28 protein-coding genes are annotated in these 15,514 nt (G+C 66.5%); all 28 read right to left on the reverse strand.

Annotated elements, in window-relative coordinates:
* Window positions 1-2 precede the first annotated feature (2 nt).
* Entirely contained in the window at window positions 3-500 is a 498-nt protein-coding gene (gene rplQ, locus GA0115233_RS13130; RefSeq protein ID WP_093720381.1) for a 50S ribosomal protein L17, read from the reverse strand.
* 93 nt (window positions 501-593) lie between these two features.
* Window positions 594-1,616 (reverse strand): DNA-directed RNA polymerase subunit alpha, encoded by a 1,023-nt coding sequence (locus GA0115233_RS13135; RefSeq protein ID WP_003966937.1) that lies wholly within the window; start codon window positions 1,614-1,616, stop codon window positions 594-596.
* Window positions 1,617-1,769: 153 nt separating this feature from the next.
* Entirely contained in the window at window positions 1,770-2,174 is a 405-nt protein-coding gene (rpsK, locus tag GA0115233_RS13140; RefSeq protein ID WP_003956432.1) for a 30S ribosomal protein S11, read from the reverse strand.
* 65 nt (window positions 2,175-2,239) lie between these two features.
* Window positions 2,240-2,620: a 30S ribosomal protein S13 gene (gene rpsM / locus GA0115233_RS13145; RefSeq protein WP_037858429.1), complete on the reverse strand. Its 381-nt coding sequence runs from the start codon at window positions 2,618-2,620 to the stop codon at window positions 2,240-2,242.
* Between the two features lie 193 nt (window positions 2,621-2,813).
* On the reverse strand, window positions 2,814-2,927 hold the full coding sequence (gene rpmJ, locus GA0115233_RS13150; protein ID WP_003974245.1) for a 50S ribosomal protein L36: 114 nt from the start codon (window positions 2,925-2,927) through the stop codon (window positions 2,814-2,816).
* A gap of 59 nt (window positions 2,928-2,986) precedes the next feature.
* Window positions 2,987-3,208 (reverse strand): translation initiation factor IF-1, encoded by a 222-nt coding sequence (gene infA / locus GA0115233_RS13155; RefSeq protein ID WP_003948620.1) that lies wholly within the window; start codon window positions 3,206-3,208, stop codon window positions 2,987-2,989.
* A gap of 347 nt (window positions 3,209-3,555) precedes the next feature.
* Window positions 3,556-4,392 (reverse strand): type I methionyl aminopeptidase, encoded by an 837-nt coding sequence (gene map, locus GA0115233_RS13160; protein ID WP_093720382.1) that lies wholly within the window; start codon window positions 4,390-4,392, stop codon window positions 3,556-3,558.
* A 120-nt stretch (window positions 4,393-4,512) separates the two neighbouring features.
* Window positions 4,513-5,175 (reverse strand): adenylate kinase, encoded by a 663-nt coding sequence (locus tag GA0115233_RS13165; protein WP_093720383.1) that lies wholly within the window; start codon window positions 5,173-5,175, stop codon window positions 4,513-4,515.
* A complete protein-coding gene (gene secY, locus GA0115233_RS13170; protein WP_093720384.1) occupies window positions 5,175-6,488 on the reverse strand; it encodes a preprotein translocase subunit SecY in 1,314 nt (437 codons plus the stop codon). The genes GA0115233_RS13165 and secY overlap by 1 nt, the downstream gene beginning before the upstream one ends.
* A 245-nt stretch (window positions 6,489-6,733) precedes the next feature.
* Window positions 6,734-7,189 carry a 50S ribosomal protein L15 gene (rplO, locus tag GA0115233_RS13175; protein ID WP_014674382.1) on the reverse strand — a complete coding sequence of 152 codons (456 nt, stop codon included), beginning with the start codon at window positions 7,187-7,189 and terminating at the stop codon, window positions 6,734-6,736.
* 2 nt (window positions 7,190-7,191) lie between these two features.
* Window positions 7,192-7,374, reverse strand: coding sequence for a 50S ribosomal protein L30 (gene rpmD / locus GA0115233_RS13180; RefSeq protein ID WP_003998814.1), 183 nt, complete (start codon window positions 7,372-7,374; stop codon window positions 7,192-7,194).
* A gap of 2 nt (window positions 7,375-7,376) precedes the next feature.
* The gene (gene rpsE, locus GA0115233_RS13185; protein WP_009190144.1) at window positions 7,377-7,982 is read right to left on the reverse strand and encodes a 30S ribosomal protein S5; all 606 of its coding nucleotides are present in this window, start codon (window positions 7,980-7,982) and stop codon (window positions 7,377-7,379) included.
* A gap of 38 nt (window positions 7,983-8,020) precedes the next feature.
* Entirely contained in the window at window positions 8,021-8,404 is a 384-nt protein-coding gene (gene rplR, locus GA0115233_RS13190; RefSeq protein WP_093720385.1) for a 50S ribosomal protein L18, read from the reverse strand.
* 3 nt (window positions 8,405-8,407) lie between these two features.
* Complete coding sequence (gene rplF, locus GA0115233_RS13195; protein WP_093720386.1) at window positions 8,408-8,947, reverse strand: 50S ribosomal protein L6; 540 nt, start codon at window positions 8,945-8,947, stop codon at window positions 8,408-8,410.
* 24 nt (window positions 8,948-8,971) lie between these two features.
* Window positions 8,972-9,370, reverse strand: a complete 399-nt coding sequence (rpsH, locus tag GA0115233_RS13200; protein ID WP_006130772.1) for a 30S ribosomal protein S8 — start codon at window positions 9,368-9,370, stop codon at window positions 8,972-8,974.
* A 213-nt stretch (window positions 9,371-9,583) separates the two neighbouring features.
* Window positions 9,584-9,769 carry a type Z 30S ribosomal protein S14 gene (locus tag GA0115233_RS13210; RefSeq protein ID WP_003948630.1) on the reverse strand — a complete coding sequence of 62 codons (186 nt, stop codon included), beginning with the start codon at window positions 9,767-9,769 and terminating at the stop codon, window positions 9,584-9,586.
* 5 nt (window positions 9,770-9,774) lie between these two features.
* The gene (rplE, locus tag GA0115233_RS13215) at window positions 9,775-10,332 is read right to left on the reverse strand and encodes a 50S ribosomal protein L5 (protein WP_014674377.1); all 558 of its coding nucleotides are present in this window, start codon (window positions 10,330-10,332) and stop codon (window positions 9,775-9,777) included.
* Window positions 10,332-10,655 (reverse strand): 50S ribosomal protein L24, encoded by a 324-nt coding sequence (rplX, locus tag GA0115233_RS13220; protein WP_093720387.1) that lies wholly within the window; start codon window positions 10,653-10,655, stop codon window positions 10,332-10,334. Before rplX ends, rplE begins: the two co-directional genes overlap by 1 nt.
* A 2-nt stretch (window positions 10,656-10,657) precedes the next feature.
* The gene (gene rplN, locus GA0115233_RS13225; RefSeq protein WP_003998823.1) at window positions 10,658-11,026 is read right to left on the reverse strand and encodes a 50S ribosomal protein L14; all 369 of its coding nucleotides are present in this window, start codon (window positions 11,024-11,026) and stop codon (window positions 10,658-10,660) included.
* Window positions 11,027-11,123: 97 nt separating this feature from the next.
* Window positions 11,124-11,408, reverse strand: a complete 285-nt coding sequence (gene rpsQ / locus GA0115233_RS13230; protein ID WP_039656223.1) for a 30S ribosomal protein S17 — start codon at window positions 11,406-11,408, stop codon at window positions 11,124-11,126.
* On the reverse strand, window positions 11,408-11,632 hold the full coding sequence (rpmC, locus tag GA0115233_RS13235) for a 50S ribosomal protein L29 (RefSeq protein ID WP_007494763.1): 225 nt from the start codon (window positions 11,630-11,632) through the stop codon (window positions 11,408-11,410). Before rpmC ends, rpsQ begins: the two co-directional genes overlap by 1 nt.
* Window positions 11,632-12,051: a 50S ribosomal protein L16 gene (gene rplP, locus GA0115233_RS13240; RefSeq protein WP_009190136.1), complete on the reverse strand. Its 420-nt coding sequence runs from the start codon at window positions 12,049-12,051 to the stop codon at window positions 11,632-11,634. Before rplP ends, rpmC begins: the two co-directional genes overlap by 1 nt.
* Before the next feature lie 5 nt (window positions 12,052-12,056).
* On the reverse strand, window positions 12,057-12,878 hold the full coding sequence (gene rpsC / locus GA0115233_RS13245) for a 30S ribosomal protein S3 (protein WP_014674374.1): 822 nt from the start codon (window positions 12,876-12,878) through the stop codon (window positions 12,057-12,059).
* Window positions 12,878-13,225, reverse strand: coding sequence for a 50S ribosomal protein L22 (gene rplV, locus GA0115233_RS13250; protein WP_030778516.1), 348 nt, complete (start codon window positions 13,223-13,225; stop codon window positions 12,878-12,880). Before rplV ends, rpsC begins: the two co-directional genes overlap by 1 nt.
* A gap of 43 nt (window positions 13,226-13,268) precedes the next feature.
* Window positions 13,269-13,550, reverse strand: a complete 282-nt coding sequence (gene rpsS / locus GA0115233_RS13255) for a 30S ribosomal protein S19 (protein ID WP_004984529.1) — start codon at window positions 13,548-13,550, stop codon at window positions 13,269-13,271.
* Window positions 13,551-13,562: 12 nt separating this feature from the next.
* On the reverse strand, window positions 13,563-14,399 hold the full coding sequence (rplB, locus tag GA0115233_RS13260) for a 50S ribosomal protein L2 (RefSeq protein WP_055622537.1): 837 nt from the start codon (window positions 14,397-14,399) through the stop codon (window positions 13,563-13,565).
* 38 nt (window positions 14,400-14,437) lie between these two features.
* Window positions 14,438-14,857, reverse strand: coding sequence for a 50S ribosomal protein L23 (rplW, locus tag GA0115233_RS13265; RefSeq protein ID WP_093720388.1), 420 nt, complete (start codon window positions 14,855-14,857; stop codon window positions 14,438-14,440).
* On the reverse strand, window positions 14,857-15,510 hold the full coding sequence (rplD, locus tag GA0115233_RS13270) for a 50S ribosomal protein L4 (RefSeq protein ID WP_093720389.1): 654 nt from the start codon (window positions 15,508-15,510) through the stop codon (window positions 14,857-14,859). Before rplD ends, rplW begins: the two co-directional genes overlap by 1 nt.
* Between the last annotated feature and the right edge of the window lie 4 nt (window positions 15,511-15,514).

Raw genomic sequence — 15,514 nt, forward strand, 5'->3', positions numbered from 1 at the left:
GCTTACGCGTCCTTCGACTCCTCGGCAGCGGCCTCGTCGTCCTTGGTCACGTCGACCTTGGGCTCGGCGGCAGCGGCCTCGGCGTCCTTCGCGGCACGCTTCGTGGCCGCCTCGGCCTCACCGGTGGCCTGCTGGGCCACGGTCAGGGCCTCCACCAGCTCGATGACGGCCATGGGCGCGTTGTCGCCACGGCGGTTACCGATCTTGGTGATACGGGTGTAGCCACCCGGGCGGTTCTCGTAGCGCGGGCCGATCTCGGTGAAGAGCGTGTGGACGACGCTCTTGTCCGTGATGACCTGGAGCACCTGGCGGCGGTTGTGAAGGTCGCCCTTCTTCGCCTTGGTGATCAGCCGCTCGGCGTAGGGACGCAGACGGCGCGCCTTCGCCTCGGTGGTGGTGATGCGACCGTGCTCGAAGAGGCTCTTCGCGAGGTTCGCGAGGAGGAGCTTCTCGTGCGCGGCGCTGCCGCCCAGACGGGCACCCTTGGTGGGCTTCGGCATGTTCTTTCTCCTGTGTGTCTGCCCCGGCCGTATCAGGTACCGGGGTCAGGAACCCGATGAGCGGATGCTCACCGGCAACGACCGGTCAGCAGCTCAGTACTGCTCGGTCTCCACGAAACCCGCGTCCGCGTCGTCGTCGGCGCCGAAGGCGTCGGCGGCGGCGGTCGGGTCGAATCCGGGCGGGCTGTCCTTCAGGGCCAGGCCCATGCCGGCCAGCTTCGCCTTGACCTCGTCGATCGACTTCGCACCGAAGTTGCGGATGTCGAGCAGGTCTGCCTCGGAACGGGCGACGAGCTCACCCACGGAGTGGATGCCCTCGCGCTTGAGGCAGTTGTAGGAGCGGACCGTGAGCTCCAGCTCCTCGATCGGCAGCGCCAGGTCGGCGGCCAGGGCGGCGTCCGTCGGGGACGGACCCATGTCGATGCCCTCGGCGTCGATGTTCAGCTCGCGGGCGAGACCGAACAGCTCGACCAGGGTCTTGCCGGCGGAGGCCATGGCGTCACGCGGACGCATCGCCTGCTTGGTCTCGACGTCGACGATGAGCTTGTCGAAGTCGGTGCGCTGCTCGACTCGGGTCGCCTCGACCTTGTAGGTGACCTTCAGCACGGGGCTGTAGATGGAGTCGACCGGGATACGGCCGATCTCCTGGCCCACCTGCTTGTTCTGCACGGCGGAGACATAACCGCGGCCGCGCTCGACCGTCAGCTCCATCTCCAGCTTGCCCTTGCCGTTGAGCGTGGCGAGGACGAGGTCGGGGTTGTGCACCTCGACACCGGCCGGGGGCGCGATGTCGGCGGCGGTGACCAGACCCGGGCCCTGCTTGCGCAGGTACATCACGACCGGCTCGTCGTGCTCCGAGGAGACGACCAGCTGCTTGATGTTGAGGATCAGGTCGGTGACGTCCTCCTTGACGCCCGGCACGGTGGTGAACTCGTGCAGGACACCGTCGATGCGGATGCTGGTGACAGCGGCACCGGGGATCGACGACAGGAGGGTACGGCGGAGGGAGTTGCCGAGGGTGTAGCCGAAGCCCGGCTCCAGCGGCTCGATCACGAACCGGGAGCGGAACTCGTCGACGACCTCTTCGGTCAACGAGGGACGCTGAGCGATCAGCATGTGTGGATCAGATCCTTCATTCGTGGACGCCCGCTATTTGACGCCCGACGGAAACCGTCCCCGGCAAGAGGGACGGGTACTGCAAGGGTACGGGCGATACCGCCCCGAAGAGCCGTACCGCCCGGACCAAACCCTGCGCGAAGCAGCCGTGCGTCAGACGCGGCGGCGCTTCGGCGGACGGCAGCCGTTGTGCGGGGTCGGCGTGACGTCCTGGATGGAGCCGACCTCAAGGCCGGTGGCCTGGAGCGAACGGATCGCGGTCTCACGACCGGAACCCGGACCCTTCACGAACACGTCGACCTTGCGCATGCCGTGCTCCTGGGCGCGGCGGGCAGCCGACTCGGCGGCCATCTGCGCGGCGAACGGCGTGGACTTCCGGGAGCCCTTGAAGCCGACGTGGCCGGCGGAGGCCCAGGAGATCACGTTGCCGGACGGGTCCGTGATGGAGACGATCGTGTTGTTGAACGTGCTCTTGATGTGCGCGTGGCCGTGAGCGACGTTCTTCTTTTCCTTGCGGCGCACCTTCTTGGCAGCGCCCTGACGACCCTTGGGGGGCATCTGTACTCCTACGGGAGGTGGTCGGTCCTACAGCGAAGACCGCTGGACGGTGAGTCCGCTGTGGACTACTTCTTGCCCGGCTTCTTCTTACCGGCGATGGCGCGACGCGGGCCCTTGCGGGTGCGGGCGTTGGTGCTGGTGCGCTGACCGCGGACGGGCAGACCACGACGGTGACGGAGACCCTGGTAGCAGCCGATCTCGACCTTGCGGCGGATGTCGGCCTGGATCTCGCGACGGAGGTCACCCTCGGTCTTGATGTTGTTGTCCACGTACTCGCGGATCGCGACGAGCTGCTCCTCGGAGAGGTCGCGGACGCGGGTGTTCGGGTCGACGCCGGTGGCGGCCAGCGTCTGCTGGGAGAGCGTCCGGCCGATGCCGAACACGTAGGTGAGGGCGACCTCCACGCGCTTTTCGCGCGGGATGTCAACACCGGAAACGCGTGCCATTCAATGGCTCCTGGTGATCTTCGGAGGTCTTCCGCAGAACCGACTCCCAGCCGCCGTACCAGGTACGAACTGGGTCCCCGGCCTCCGAGCCGGGGGTATCAGGCGATCGCTCGCCTGGATCCTGCGTATGAACAAATTCAGCTCGCGTCGCGCGAAAACTCTGCGATAGAGGTGCAGAGGGTGTGGTCGTGCGTCAGCCCTGGCGCTGCTTGTGGCGCGGGTTGTCGCAGATGACCATGACCCGGCCGTGACGGCGGATCACCCTGCACTTGTCGCAGATCTTCTTGACGCTCGGCTTGACCTTCATTGGTGAGGTTCTCCGGGTCAGTGCCATCGCCTCGGGGAACCCCGGGGCGCGGGCAAGATCTACTTGTACCGGTAGACGATCCGGCCACGCGTCAGGTCGTACGGAGACAGCTCCACCACGACCCGGTCGTCAGGGAGGATGCGGATGTAGTGCATGCGCATCTTGCCGCTGATGTGTGCCAGGACCTGGTGGCCGTTCTGGAGCTCGACCTTGAACATGGCGTTCGGCAGAGACTCGACGACAGTGCCCTCGATCTCGATGGCACCTTGCTTCTTGGCCACGCTTCGCCCTTCGAATCGACTACCTTGATCGACTCCCTGCGAGCGCATGCGGACATGCGGGTACACAAGAGCCGACGAGTCAGTCTACGTCAGCGCACCCGGAAAGACGAATCGAGCAATCCTGCCCACCGCGACAGATCATTACGCGGGGAACCGGGGAATCGGCAACGGACTCAGCCCAGCGGGTCCGGAGCCGCCGTGACCCCGTACTCGGCCAGCTTGGCCTTGCCCCCGACCCACTCTTCACGCCGCTCTCGCGGGATCGGCGCCAGGGGCGCCTCACAAGCTTCGAGCGGCTGCGCCGGCCTCCGACCGGCGACCGGGGCCTCGGGCCCAGAGCTTCGCCCTCAGCCCAGCGGGTCCGGGGCCGCCATGACCCCGTACTCGGCCAGCTTCGCCTTGCCCCCGTCCGGGGCCGTCAGGACCAGTGGGCCCTCTTCGGTCAGCGCGACCGAGTGCTCCCAGTGGGAGGACCAGGTGCCGTCCGTGGTGATGACCGTCCAGTCGTCGGCGAGGACCTCGGTCTTCGGGGTGCCGAGGGAGACCATCGGCTCGATGGCCAGGCAGAAGCCGGGGACCAGCTTGGGGCCCTTGCCGCGCCGGCGCTCGACGTAGTTCAGCAGGTGCGGGTCCATGTGCATCTCGGTGCCGATGCCGTGGCCGCCGTAGTCCTCGATGATCCCGTACCGGCCGCCGCCCGGCTTGGGCTGGCGGCGGATGTACGTCTCGATGGCGCGGGAGATGTCGACGAGCCGGTTGCCCTGCTTCATGGCCGCGATACCGGCCCACATCGACTCCTCGGTCACCCGGGAGAGCTCGATCAGCTCCGGAGCGTGACCGGACCCCACGAAGGCCGTGTAGGCGGCGTCACCGTGCCAGCCGTCCACGATCGCCCCGCAGTCGATGGAGATGATGTCCCCGTCCTTGAGCACCACCTCGTCGGAGGGGATGCCGTGGACGACGACCTCGTTCGGGGACGTGCAGATCGTCGCCGGGAACCCGCCGTACCCCAGGAAGTTCGACTTCGCCCCGTGCTCCGCGAGCACCTTGCGGGCCACCTCGTCCAGATCCTTGGTGGTCGCACCCGGCACCGCGGCCTCCCGCGTGGCCGCGTGAATGGCGGCGACGACCAGCCCCGCCTCACGCATCTTGGCGATCTGCTCGGGGCTCTTGATCTGCACCATGGCGGCGGGGGCCTTTCTCAACCGGGTCAGGGGGCTATGTCACAACGATACGGGGCACGGCACACCGCAGCCGCGGCCCCAGGAAGGGAACCGCGGCTGCCGCGAACGTACGGGGGGGGACTACTTGTCGTCGCCCTCGCGCTTGAGGGCCGTCAGGGCGCGGCCGGTGACCTCGTCCACGGGGCCCATGGCCTCGATGGTGACGACCAGGCCCTGCGCCTTGTAGTAGTCGATGATCGGCTCGGTCTGCGTGTGGTAGACCTCCAGCCGCGTGCGGACCGTCGACTCGGAGTCGTCGTCCCGCTGGTACAGCTCGCCGCCGCAGACGTCGCAGACGCCCTCCTTCTTCGGCGGGCTGTACGTGACGTGGAAGACGTGCGCGGAGTTGTTGCGGCAGGTGCGCCGGCCGGCGATCCGCTTGACGACCTCGTCCTCGGGGGCCTCCAGGTCGAGCACGGCGTCCAGCTTCATGCCGGTGCTCGACAGCAGCTCGTCCAGCGCCTCGGCCTGCGAGACATTGCGCGGGAAGCCGTCCAGCAGGAAGCCGCCCTCGGCGTCCGGCTGCTCCATGCGGTCCTTGGCCATCGCGATGGTGACCTCGTCCGGCACGAGGTTGCCCGCGTCCATGTAGGACTTCGCGAGCTTCCCCAGCTCCGTCTTCTGGCTGATGTTGGCCCGGAACAGGTCGCCCGTGGAGATGTGCGGGATGTTCAGCTTCTCGGCCAGGCGCGTGGCCTGTGTTCCCTTACCGGCACCCGGCGGCCCGACGAGGACGATTCGCATCAGCGGAGGAACCCTTCGTAATTGCGCTGCTGGAGCTGGCTCTCGATCTGCTTCACGGTCTCAAGACCGACACCCACGATGATCAGGATGCTGGTCCCACCGAACGGGAAGTTCTGGTTTGCCCCGAAACCAGCCAACGCCATTGTCGGGACGAGAGCGATCAGACCCAGATACAGCGAACCCGGCCAGGTGATCCGGTTGAGCACGTACGACAGGTACTCAGCGGTCGGTCGGCCAGCCCGGATGCCCGGGATGAAGCCACCATACTTCTTCATGTTGTCGGCGACTTCCTCGGGGTTGAAGGAGATCGCCACGTAGAAGAACGCGAAGAACACGATGAGGAAGAAGTAAAGGACCAGGTGAGTCGGGGCCGACGGGTCCGCGAGGTTGGCCTCGATCCACGTCCTCCAACCCGACTTGCTGTCGGAGAACTGCGCGATCAGCGCCGGAATGTAGAGCAGCGACGAAGCGAAGATGACAGGAATCACACCGGCCTGATTCACCTTCAACGGGATGTACGTGGACGTACCGCCGTAGGACCGGCGGCCGATCATGCGCTTCGCGTACTGCACCGGGATGCGGCGCTGGGCCTGCTCGACGAAGACCACCAGGCCGACCATGACGAAGCCGACCAGCATGACGGTGCCAAACTCGATCCAGCCGTCCGCCAGGCTGCCCTCCTGCTTGATGGCCCACAGGGCGGCCGGGAAGGTCGCGGCGATCGAGATGAACATCAGGATCGACATGCCGTTGCCGATGCCGCGGTCGGTGATCAGCTCACCGAGCCACATGACGACGGCCGTACCGGCGGTCATGGTGACGACCATGACGACGGTCGTGAAGATCGAGCGGTCCGGGACCACGTTTCCGGCGACCGTGCAGCCGGAGAAGAGGGCGCCGCTGCGGGCGGTGGCGACGAGGCCGGTGCCCTGCAGGACGGCGAGGGCCACCGTCAGGTAACGGGTGTACTGCGTGATCTTCGCCGTACCGGACTGGCCCTCCTTCTTGAGGGCTTCCAGGCGCGGGATCACCACGGTCAGCAGCTGGAGGATGATGCTCGCCGTGATGTACGGCATGATGCCCAGCGCGAAGATGGTGATCTGCAGCAGCGCTCCACCGCTGAACATGTTGACCAGACCGAAGATCCCCTGCTTGCCGGACGCCTCGTCCACGCACTGCTGGACGGACGTGTAGTCGACGCCGGGGATCGGGATGTGCGTACCGATCCGGTAGATCACGATGATGCCGAGCGTGAAGAGCAGCTTCTTGCGCAGGTCGGGCGTCTTGAACGCCCGGGCGAACGCGGTGAGCACGGTGCCTCCTGCGACCCCCGCGCAACTGCGTCAAGGGTGACGGTCTTGAGGTTCGACTAATAGGGAACGACTAGCTAACGGTCGACTGCCGTTCCGAGTGCCGCTGGTGAGGCACCCGGTAAAAGTTGGCAGTGCAGGCCACCTTACCCGCGAGACTGCCACCCTAGGAACGACCAACCGGGGATACCCCATTTGTGGGGTATCCCCGGTCGGGATCGCTCAAGTCATCGAGACGCCTGCGGTGTTCAGACGAGCTCGGTGACGGTACCGCCGGCGGCGGTGATCTTCTCCTTGGCGGAGCCGGAGACGGCGTCCACCGTCACCTGCAGCGCCACGGAGATCTCGCCCTGGCCGAGGACCTTGACGAGGCTGTTCTTGCGCACGGCACCCTTGGCCACGAGGCCCTCGACCGTGACCTCGCCACCCTCGGGGTAGAGCGCGGCCAGCTTGTCGAGGTTCACGACCTGGTACTCGGTCTTGAACGGGTTCTTGAAGCCCTTCAGCTTCGGGAGGCGCATGTGGAGCGGCATCTGGCCACCCTCGAAGCGCTCCGGAACCTGGTAGCGGGCCTTCGTGCCCTTGGTACCACGACCGGCCGTCTTACCCTTCGACGCCTCACCACGACCGACACGGGTCTTGGCGGTCTTGGCGCCCGGGGCGGGACGGAGGTTGTGGATCTTGAGCGGGTTCTGCTCCGCCATGATCAGTCGACCTCCTCGACCGTCACGAGGTGGCGGACGGTGTGCACCATGCCGCGGAACTCGGGGCGGTCCTCCTTGACGACCACGGTGTTGATCCCCTTGAGACCAAGCGACCGGAGGGTGTCACGGTGGTTCTGCTTGCTGCCGATGTAGGACTTGACCTGCGTGATCTTGAGCTGCGCCATGATTACGCACCCGCCCCGGCACGCGCACGCAGCAGAGCCGCGGGAGCGACGTCCTCAAGCGGCAGACCGCGGCGGGCCGCGATCTCCTCGGGACGCTGCAGGCCCTTCAGGGCCTCCACGGTGGCGTGCACGATGTTGATCGCGTTGTCGGAGCCGAGCGACTTCGACAGCACGTCGTGGATACCGGCGCACTCCAGCACGGCACGCACCGGACCACCGGCGATCACACCGGTACCGGGCGACGCGGGCTTGAGCAGCACGACGCCGGCAGCCTTCTCACCCTGGATGGGGTGGGGGATGGTGCCCTGGATACGGGGGACCTTGAAGAAGTGCTTCTTGGCCTCCTCAACGCCCTTGGCGATGGCGGCCGGCACCTCCTTGGCCTTGCCGTAACCGACACCCACGGTGCCGTCACCGTCGCCCACCACGACCAGCGCGGTGAAGCTGAAGCGACGACCACCCTTCACAACCTTGGCGACGCGGTTGATCGCGACAACGCGCTCAACGTACGCGGTCTTCTCGGCGGCAGCTGCGCCGCCGTCACGGCCCTTCCGGTCCCGCCGCTCGCCGCCACCGGCACCGCCACCGCGGCGCTGGGGTCCAGCCATTGGATTTACCTCTCTCTTTTCCGCTAGCTACGAACGGCTCAGAACTTCAAGCCGGCTTCGCGGGCGGCGTCCGCCAGGGCGGCGATGCGCCCGGCGTACTGGTTGCCACCACGGTCGAACACAACGGCCTCGACACCGGCGGCCTTGGCACGCTCGGCGACCAGGGCGCCGACCTTCTTGGCCTGCGCGGACTTGTCGCCCTCGCCACCGCGGACCGAGCTGTCCAGGGTGGACGCCGACGCCAGGGTGTGACCCTTGATGTCGTCGATCACCTGGGCCACGATGTGGCGGTTCGAACGGGTAACGACCAGGCGGGGACGCTCCGCCGTACCGGACAGCTTCTTGCGGATCCGGATGTGACGGCGCTTGATCGCGGCGCGCTTGTAGGCGTCGCCCTTGAGGATCTTCTGTCCGTATGCCATGGCTTACTTACCCGCCTTTCCGACCTTGCGGCGGATGACTTCGCCCTCGTACTTGACGCCCTTGGCCTTGTACGGGTCGGGCTTGCGCAGCTTGCGGATGTTGGCCGCAACCTCGCCGACCTTCTGCTTGTCGATGCCCTCGACCGAGAAACGCGTGGGCGCCTCGACCTTGAAGGTGATGCCCTCGGGGGCCTCGACAGTGATCGGGTGGCTGTAGCCGAGCGCGAACTCCAGGTTCGAGCCCTTGGCGGTCACTCGGTAACCGACACCGCTGATTTCGAGCTTCTTCACGTAACCCTGGGTCACGCCGGTGATCATGTTCGCCACCAGCGTGCGGGACAGGCCGTGCAGGGCCTTGTTCTGACGCTCGTCGTTGGGGCGCTTGACGTGCAGGACGCCGTCCTCGCCCTTCTCGATCTCGATCGGCGCGGCGACGGTGTGGGTCAGCGTGCCCTTGGGGCCCTTGACCGAGACCGTGCGGCCGTCGATGGTGACGTCCACGCCGGCGGGAACCGTGATGGGGAGCTTGCCAATACGCGACATAGCTTTTTCCTCCGTTCCCTTCCGCTACCAGACGTAGGCGAGGACTTCCCCACCCACGCCCTTCTTGCCGGCCTGCTTGTCGGTGAGGAGCCCGTGGGACGTGGAGATGATCGCCACGCCGAGGCCGCCGAGCACCTTCGGCAGGTTGGTGGACTTCGCGTACACCCGGAGACCGGGCTTGGAGATCCGCTTGATGCCCGCGATGGAGCGCTCACGGTTGGGGCCGAACTTCAGCTCCAGGACGAGGTTCTTGCCGACCTCGGCGTCCTCGACCTTCCAGCCCGTGATGAAGCCCTCCTGCTGGAGGATCTCCGCGATGTGCGACTTGATCTTCGAGTGCGGCATCGACACGGTGTCGTGGTATGCCGAGTTCGCGTTCCGCAGACGCGTAAGCATGTCTGCGATCGGATCAGTCATGGTCATGAATTGGCCTTCGGCCTCTCTCGCCGGGGTTTCCTGGTGCGCCATCCCTCTCCCCGATCCGAGACGGGACGGGTGCGGCGCGGTGGACCTACGGCGTAGTAAGTCGTACGGGCATGTCAGACGCCCAACCCTCCTAGCCTAAGCCATGAAGGGGTGGGCGCCTGACGGAACCCAGTGCTTACCGAGAGTCCTGAGAATCCCTGATTTAGGGGATTACCAGGAGCTCTTGGTCACGCCCGGCAGCTCGCCACGGTGAGCCATCTCACGAAGGCACACGCGGCACAGGCCGAACTTGCGGTACACGGAGTGCGGACGGCCGCAGCGCTGGCAGCGGGTGTAGCCACGCACACCGAACTTGGGCTTGCGAGCAGCCTTAGCGATCAGAGCCTTCTTCGCCATCTCGCTCACGCCTCCTTGAACGGGAAGCCGAGGTGACGGAGAAGGGCGCGGCCCTCTTCGTCGTTGGTCGCCGTGGTGACCACGGTGATGTCCATACCCCGGACACGGTCGATCTTGTCCTGGTCGATCTCGTGGAACATGACCTGCTCGGTGAGACCGAAGGTGTAGTTGCCACGGCCGTCGAACTGCTTGGGGGACAGACCACGGAAGTCGCGGATGCGCGGCAGCGCGAGCGACAGGGTGCGGTCCAGGAACTCCCACATGCGGTCGCCACGGAGCGTGACGTGGGCACCGATCGGCTGACCCTCACGCAGCTTGAACTGCGCGATGGACTTGCGGGCCTTGGTGACGGCCGGCTTCTGACCGGTGATCGTGGTGAGGTCGCGGATGGCGCCCTCGATCAGCTTGGAGTCGCGGGCGGCGTCGCCCACACCCATGTTGACCACGATCTTGACGAGGCCGGGAACCTGCATGACGTTCTCGTACTTGAACTCGTCACGCAGCTTGCCCGCGATCTCCTCGCGGTACTTCGTCTTCAGACGCGGAGTGGTGGTGGTAGCCATCAGATGTCCTCACCCGTCCGCTTGGCAACGCGGATCTTGTTGCCCTCTTCGTCGAAGCGGTAACCGACACGCGTGACGACCTTCTTGCCGTCCTTCTCCACGACCAGCTGGACGTTGGAGACGTGGATCGGGGCCTCGGTCGTGACGATGCCGCCGGCCTGGGAACCGCGAGCGGTCGGGCCGGCCTTGGTGTGCTTCTTGACCCGGTTGACACCCTCGACCAGGACGCGCTCCTCGCGCGGGAAAGCGGCAATGACCTTGCCCTGCTTGCCCTTGTCCTTACCGGTGATGACCTGGACCAGGTCGCCCTTCTTGATCTTCATGCTTACAGCACCTCCGGCGCGAGCGAGATGATCTTCATGAACTTCTTCTCGCGCAGCTCACGGCCGACCGGGCCGAAGATGCGGGTGCCGCGAGGGTCGCCGTCGTTCTTCAGAATGACAGCGGCGTTCTCGTCGAAGCGGATGTACGAGCCGTCCGGACGGCGGCGCTCCTTGACGGTGCGAACGATGACCGCCTTGACGACGTCACCCTTCTTCACGTTGCCACCGGGGATCGCGTCCTTGACGGTGGCGACGATGACGTCACCGATGCCCGCGTAGCGGCGACCGGAGCCACCGAGCACACGGATGCAAAGGATTTCCTTCGCACCAGTGTTGTCGGCGACGCGCAGTCGCGACTCCTGCTGGATCACGTCTATCTCCTGTTTGTCTGCCGGTTCCCCGGGAGCCGCTCAGCGAGCGGCTCCCGGAGCCTGGCGGAACTGACCTGCGGGGTTTGCCCCGCAGGAATTACTTGGCCTTTTCGAGGATCTCGACGACGCGCCAGCGCTTCGTCGCGGACAGCGGCCGGGTCTCCATCAGGAGGACGCGGTCGCCGACGCCCGCGGCGTTCTGCTCGTCGTGCGCCTTGAGCTTGTTCGTACGGCGGATGACCTTGCCGTACAGCGCGTGCTTGACACGGTCCTCGACGGCGACGACGACGGTCTTGTCCATCTTGTCGCTGACGACCAGACCCTCACGGGTCTTGCGGAAACCGCGAGCTTCCTTGTTCTCAGTCACGTTGCTCTCGCTCATCAGGCGTTCTCCACCGTCTCGATGCCGAGCTCACGCTCACGCATGAGGGTGTAGATCCGGGCGATGTCCTTGCGGACCGCCTTGAGACGGCCATGGTTCTCGAGCTGACCCGTGGCCGCCTGGAAGCGGAGGTTGAACAGCTCTTCCTTGGCCTCGCGGAGCTTCGCCAGAAGCTCCTCGTTGCCCAGCTCGCGCAGCTCGGACGCCTTGGTACCGGCCGACATCACGCTTCACCTGCCTCGCGCTTGACGATCCGGCACTTCATCGGCAGCTTGTGGGCCGCACGGGTCAGCGCCTCACGGGCGATCTTCTCGTTGGGGTACGACAGCTCGAACATGACGCGTCCGGGCTTGACGTTGGCGATCCACCACTCCGGCGAACCCTTACCGGAACCCATGCGGGTCTCGGCCGGCTTCTTGGTGAGGGGACGGTCCGGGTAGATGTTGATCCAGACCTTGCCGCCACGCTTGATGTGGCGGGTCATCGCGATACGAGCCGCCTCGATCTGGCGGTTCGTCACGTAGGCCGGGGTCAGCGCCTGGATGCCGTACTCGCCGAACGCAACCTGCGTTCCACCCTTGGACATACCGTTGCGCTTCGGGTGGTGCTGCTTGCGGTGCTTGACCCTACGGGGGATCAGCATGACGGTCAGGCCTCCGTTCCGGTGCTCTCAGCCGGAGCGGCGGCGGGAGCCTCGGCCTTGGGGGCCTCGGCGCCGGCAGCCTGCTGCGGCTTGCGACCGCGCCGCTCGCCACCGCGGCCACCACGGGCCGGGCGGTCGGCACCGCCGCGCGCCGGGCGGTTACCCGCACGGGCAGCGGCGTTCTCGGCGCGGACCTCGGCGATGTTCTTGACGTCGCCCTTGTAGATCCAGACCTTCACACCGATGCGGCCGAAGGTCGTCTTGGCCTCGAAGAAGCCGTAGTCCACGTTCGCGCGGAGCGTGTGCAGGGGCACACGGCCCTCGCGGTAGAACTCCGAGCGGGACATCTCGGCGCCGCCGAGGCGGCCACCGCACTGGATCTTGATGCCCTTGGCGCCGGCCTTCATGGCGGACTGCATGCTCTTGCGCATGGCCCGACGGAAGGAGACGCGGGAGGAGAGCTGCTCGGCGACGGCCTGGGCCACCAGCTGAGCGTCCGTCTCCGGGTTCTTGACCTCAAGGATGTTCAGCTGGACCTGCTTGCCGGTCAGCTTCTCCAGGTCACCGCGGATGCGGTCGGCCTCGGCGCCGCGGCGGCCGATGACGATGCCCGGACGCGCGGTGTGGATGTCCACGCGGACACGGTCACGGGTGCGCTCGATCTCCACCTTCGAGATACCGGCGCGCTCCATGCCGGACGTCATCATCCGACGGATGGCGACGTCTTCCTTGACGTAGTCCTTGTACAGCTTGTCGGCGTACCAGCGCGACTTGAAGTCGGTGGTGACACCGAGCCGGAACCCATGCGGGTTTACCTTCTGGCCCATTACCGGGTTCCTTCCTTGCTGCTGACGACCACGGTGATGTGGCTGGTCCGCTTGCGGATCCGGTAGGCACGGCCCTGGGCGCGCGGACGGAACCGCTTCAGGGTCGGACCCTCGTCGACGTAGGCCTCGGAAACGAAGAGGCTGTCGACATCGGTGTGGTCGTAGTTGTGCGCGGCGTTGGCGATGGCGCTGTCGAGCACCTTGCCGACCGGCACGGAGGCGGCCTGCGGAGCGAATCGCAGGACCGCCTGGGCCTCCGTGGCGTCCATGCCACGGATGAGGTCCACCACGCGGCGGGCCTTCATGGGCGTGACGCGGATGTACCGCGCCTGGGCCCTGGCTTCCATGGTTGTCCCTTCAGTTACTTACGTGTCTGAATGCGATCCGCTACTAGCGGCGCTTCGACTTCCGGTCTTCCTTGACGTGACCCCGGAAGGTGCGCGTCGGCGAGAACTCGCCGAGCTTGTGGCCGACCATCGACTCGGTGACGAACACCGGGATGTGGGTCTTGCCGTTGTGCACCGCGATCGTGTGGCCGAGCATGGCCGGGACGATCATCGAGCGACGGGACCAGGTCTTGATGACGTTCTTGGTGCCGGCTTCGTTCTGGGCGTCCACCTTCTTGATCAGGTGGTCGTCGACGAAGGGCCCCTTCTTGAGACTGCGCGGCATCTAAACCCGCTCCTAGCGCTTCTTGTTCGTCTTGCGGCGGCGGACGATGTACTTGTTGCTCGCCTTCTTGGGAGCACGAGTACGACCTTCCTTCTGACCCCAGGGGCTGACCGGGTGGCGACCACCGGAGGTCTTGCCCTCACCACCACCGTGGGGGTGGTCAACCGGGTTCATCGCCACACCGCGGACGGTCGGGCGGACGCCCAGCCAGCGCTTGCGGCCGGCCTTACCCCAGTTGATGTTGCTCTGCTCGGCGTTGCCGACCTCGCCGACGGTGGCGCGGCAGCGCACGTCGACCAGGCGGATCTCACCGGAGGGCATGCGCAGGTGGGCCATCTGGCCCTCCTTCGCGAGCAGCTGCACGGAGGCACCGGCGGAGCGGGCGAACTTGGCACCGCCACCGGGACGGAGCTCGATCGCGTGGATCGTGGTACCGACCGGGATGTTGCGGAGCGCCAGGTTGTTGCCCGGCTTGATGTCGGCCCCGGGACCGTTCTCGACGCGGTCACCCTGCTGCAGGTTGCGCGGGGCGAGGATGTAGCGCTTCTCGCCGTCGGCGTAGTGCAGCAGCGCGATGCGCGCGGTGCGGTTGGGGTCGTACTCGATGTGCGCGACCTTCGCGGGCACGCCGTCCTTGTCGTGCCGACGGAAGTCGATCACGCGGTAGGCGCGCTTGTGTCCGCCACCCTGGTGGCGAACGGTCACACGACCGGCGTTGTTACGGCCGCCCTTGCTGTGCAGGGGGCGGACCAGCGACTTCTCCGGCGTGGACCGCGTGACCTCGACGAAGTCGGCAACGCTGGAACCACGACGGCCCGGCGTAGTCGGCTTGTACTTGCGGATTCCCATTTCTCAGTCCTCGTCCGATATCGGACGATCCGACCCGCTTACGCGGTCGGACCGCCGAAGATGTCGATACGGTCGCCCTCGGCGAGGGTCACGATCGCCCGCTTGCTGTCGGCGCGCTTGCCGAAGCCGGTGCGGGTCCGCTTGCGCTTGCCCTGGCGGTTGATCGTGTTGACCCCGGTGACCTTGACCTCGAAGACCGACTCGACGGCCTGCTTGATCTGGGTCTTGTTGGCACGCGGGTCGACGATGAACGTGTACTTGCCCTCGTCGAGGAGCGCGTAGCTCTTCTCGGAGACGACCGGCTTGAGCAGCACGTCACGGGGGTCCGTGAAGGACTTGCTCAGCGGGGTCTCGACGGTGTTCTTGCCCTCGGCGGCGTGGCGACGCGCCTTGGCGACGCGCGCGGCCTTGGCGGCCTTCGCGGCCTTGGAGGCAATGGCGGGGTGACGGATAGCCATCAGGCCTCGCTCCCTTCGGTGTCAGTGGCCTTCGGGCCGGACACGAAGGACTCGAAGGCGGCCTGGGTGAAGACCACGTCGTCCGAGACGAGAACGTCGTACGTGTTCAGCTGGCCCGGCTCCAGGATGTGGACCTGGGGCAGGTTGCGGGCGGACAGCCACGCGGCCTCGTCGGCACGCTCGACGACCAGGAGCAGGTTCTTGCGCTCCGAGATCTTGCCGAACAGCGTCTTGGCGGCCTTGGTCGAGGGGGTCTCGCCCTCGATGACGCCGGAGACGACGTGGATGCGGTTGTGGCGGGCCCGGTCGGTGAGGGCACCGCGCAGGGCGGCGGCCTTCATCTTCTTGGGCGTCCGCTGCGAGTAGTCGCGCGGCACGGGACCGTGCACGACGCCACCACCGGCGAACTGCGGGGCGCGGGTCGAGCCCTGACGGGCGCGGCCGGTGCCCTTCTGGCGGTACGGCTTCTTGCCGCCACCACGGACTTCACCGCGGGTCTTGGTCTTGTGGGTGCCCTGACGGGCAGCGGCCAGCTGCGCGACGACGACCTGGTGGATCAGCGGAACGCTGACCTTGGCGTCGAAGATCTCCGCGGGGAGCTCGACGGAACCGGCCTTGTCGCCCGCCGGCGAAAGGATGTCAACAGTGCTCATCGGT

The organism is Streptomyces sp. DI166, from assembly GCF_900091315.1.
GTDB lineage: Bacteria > Actinomycetota > Actinomycetes > Streptomycetales > Streptomycetaceae > Streptomyces > Streptomyces fuscus.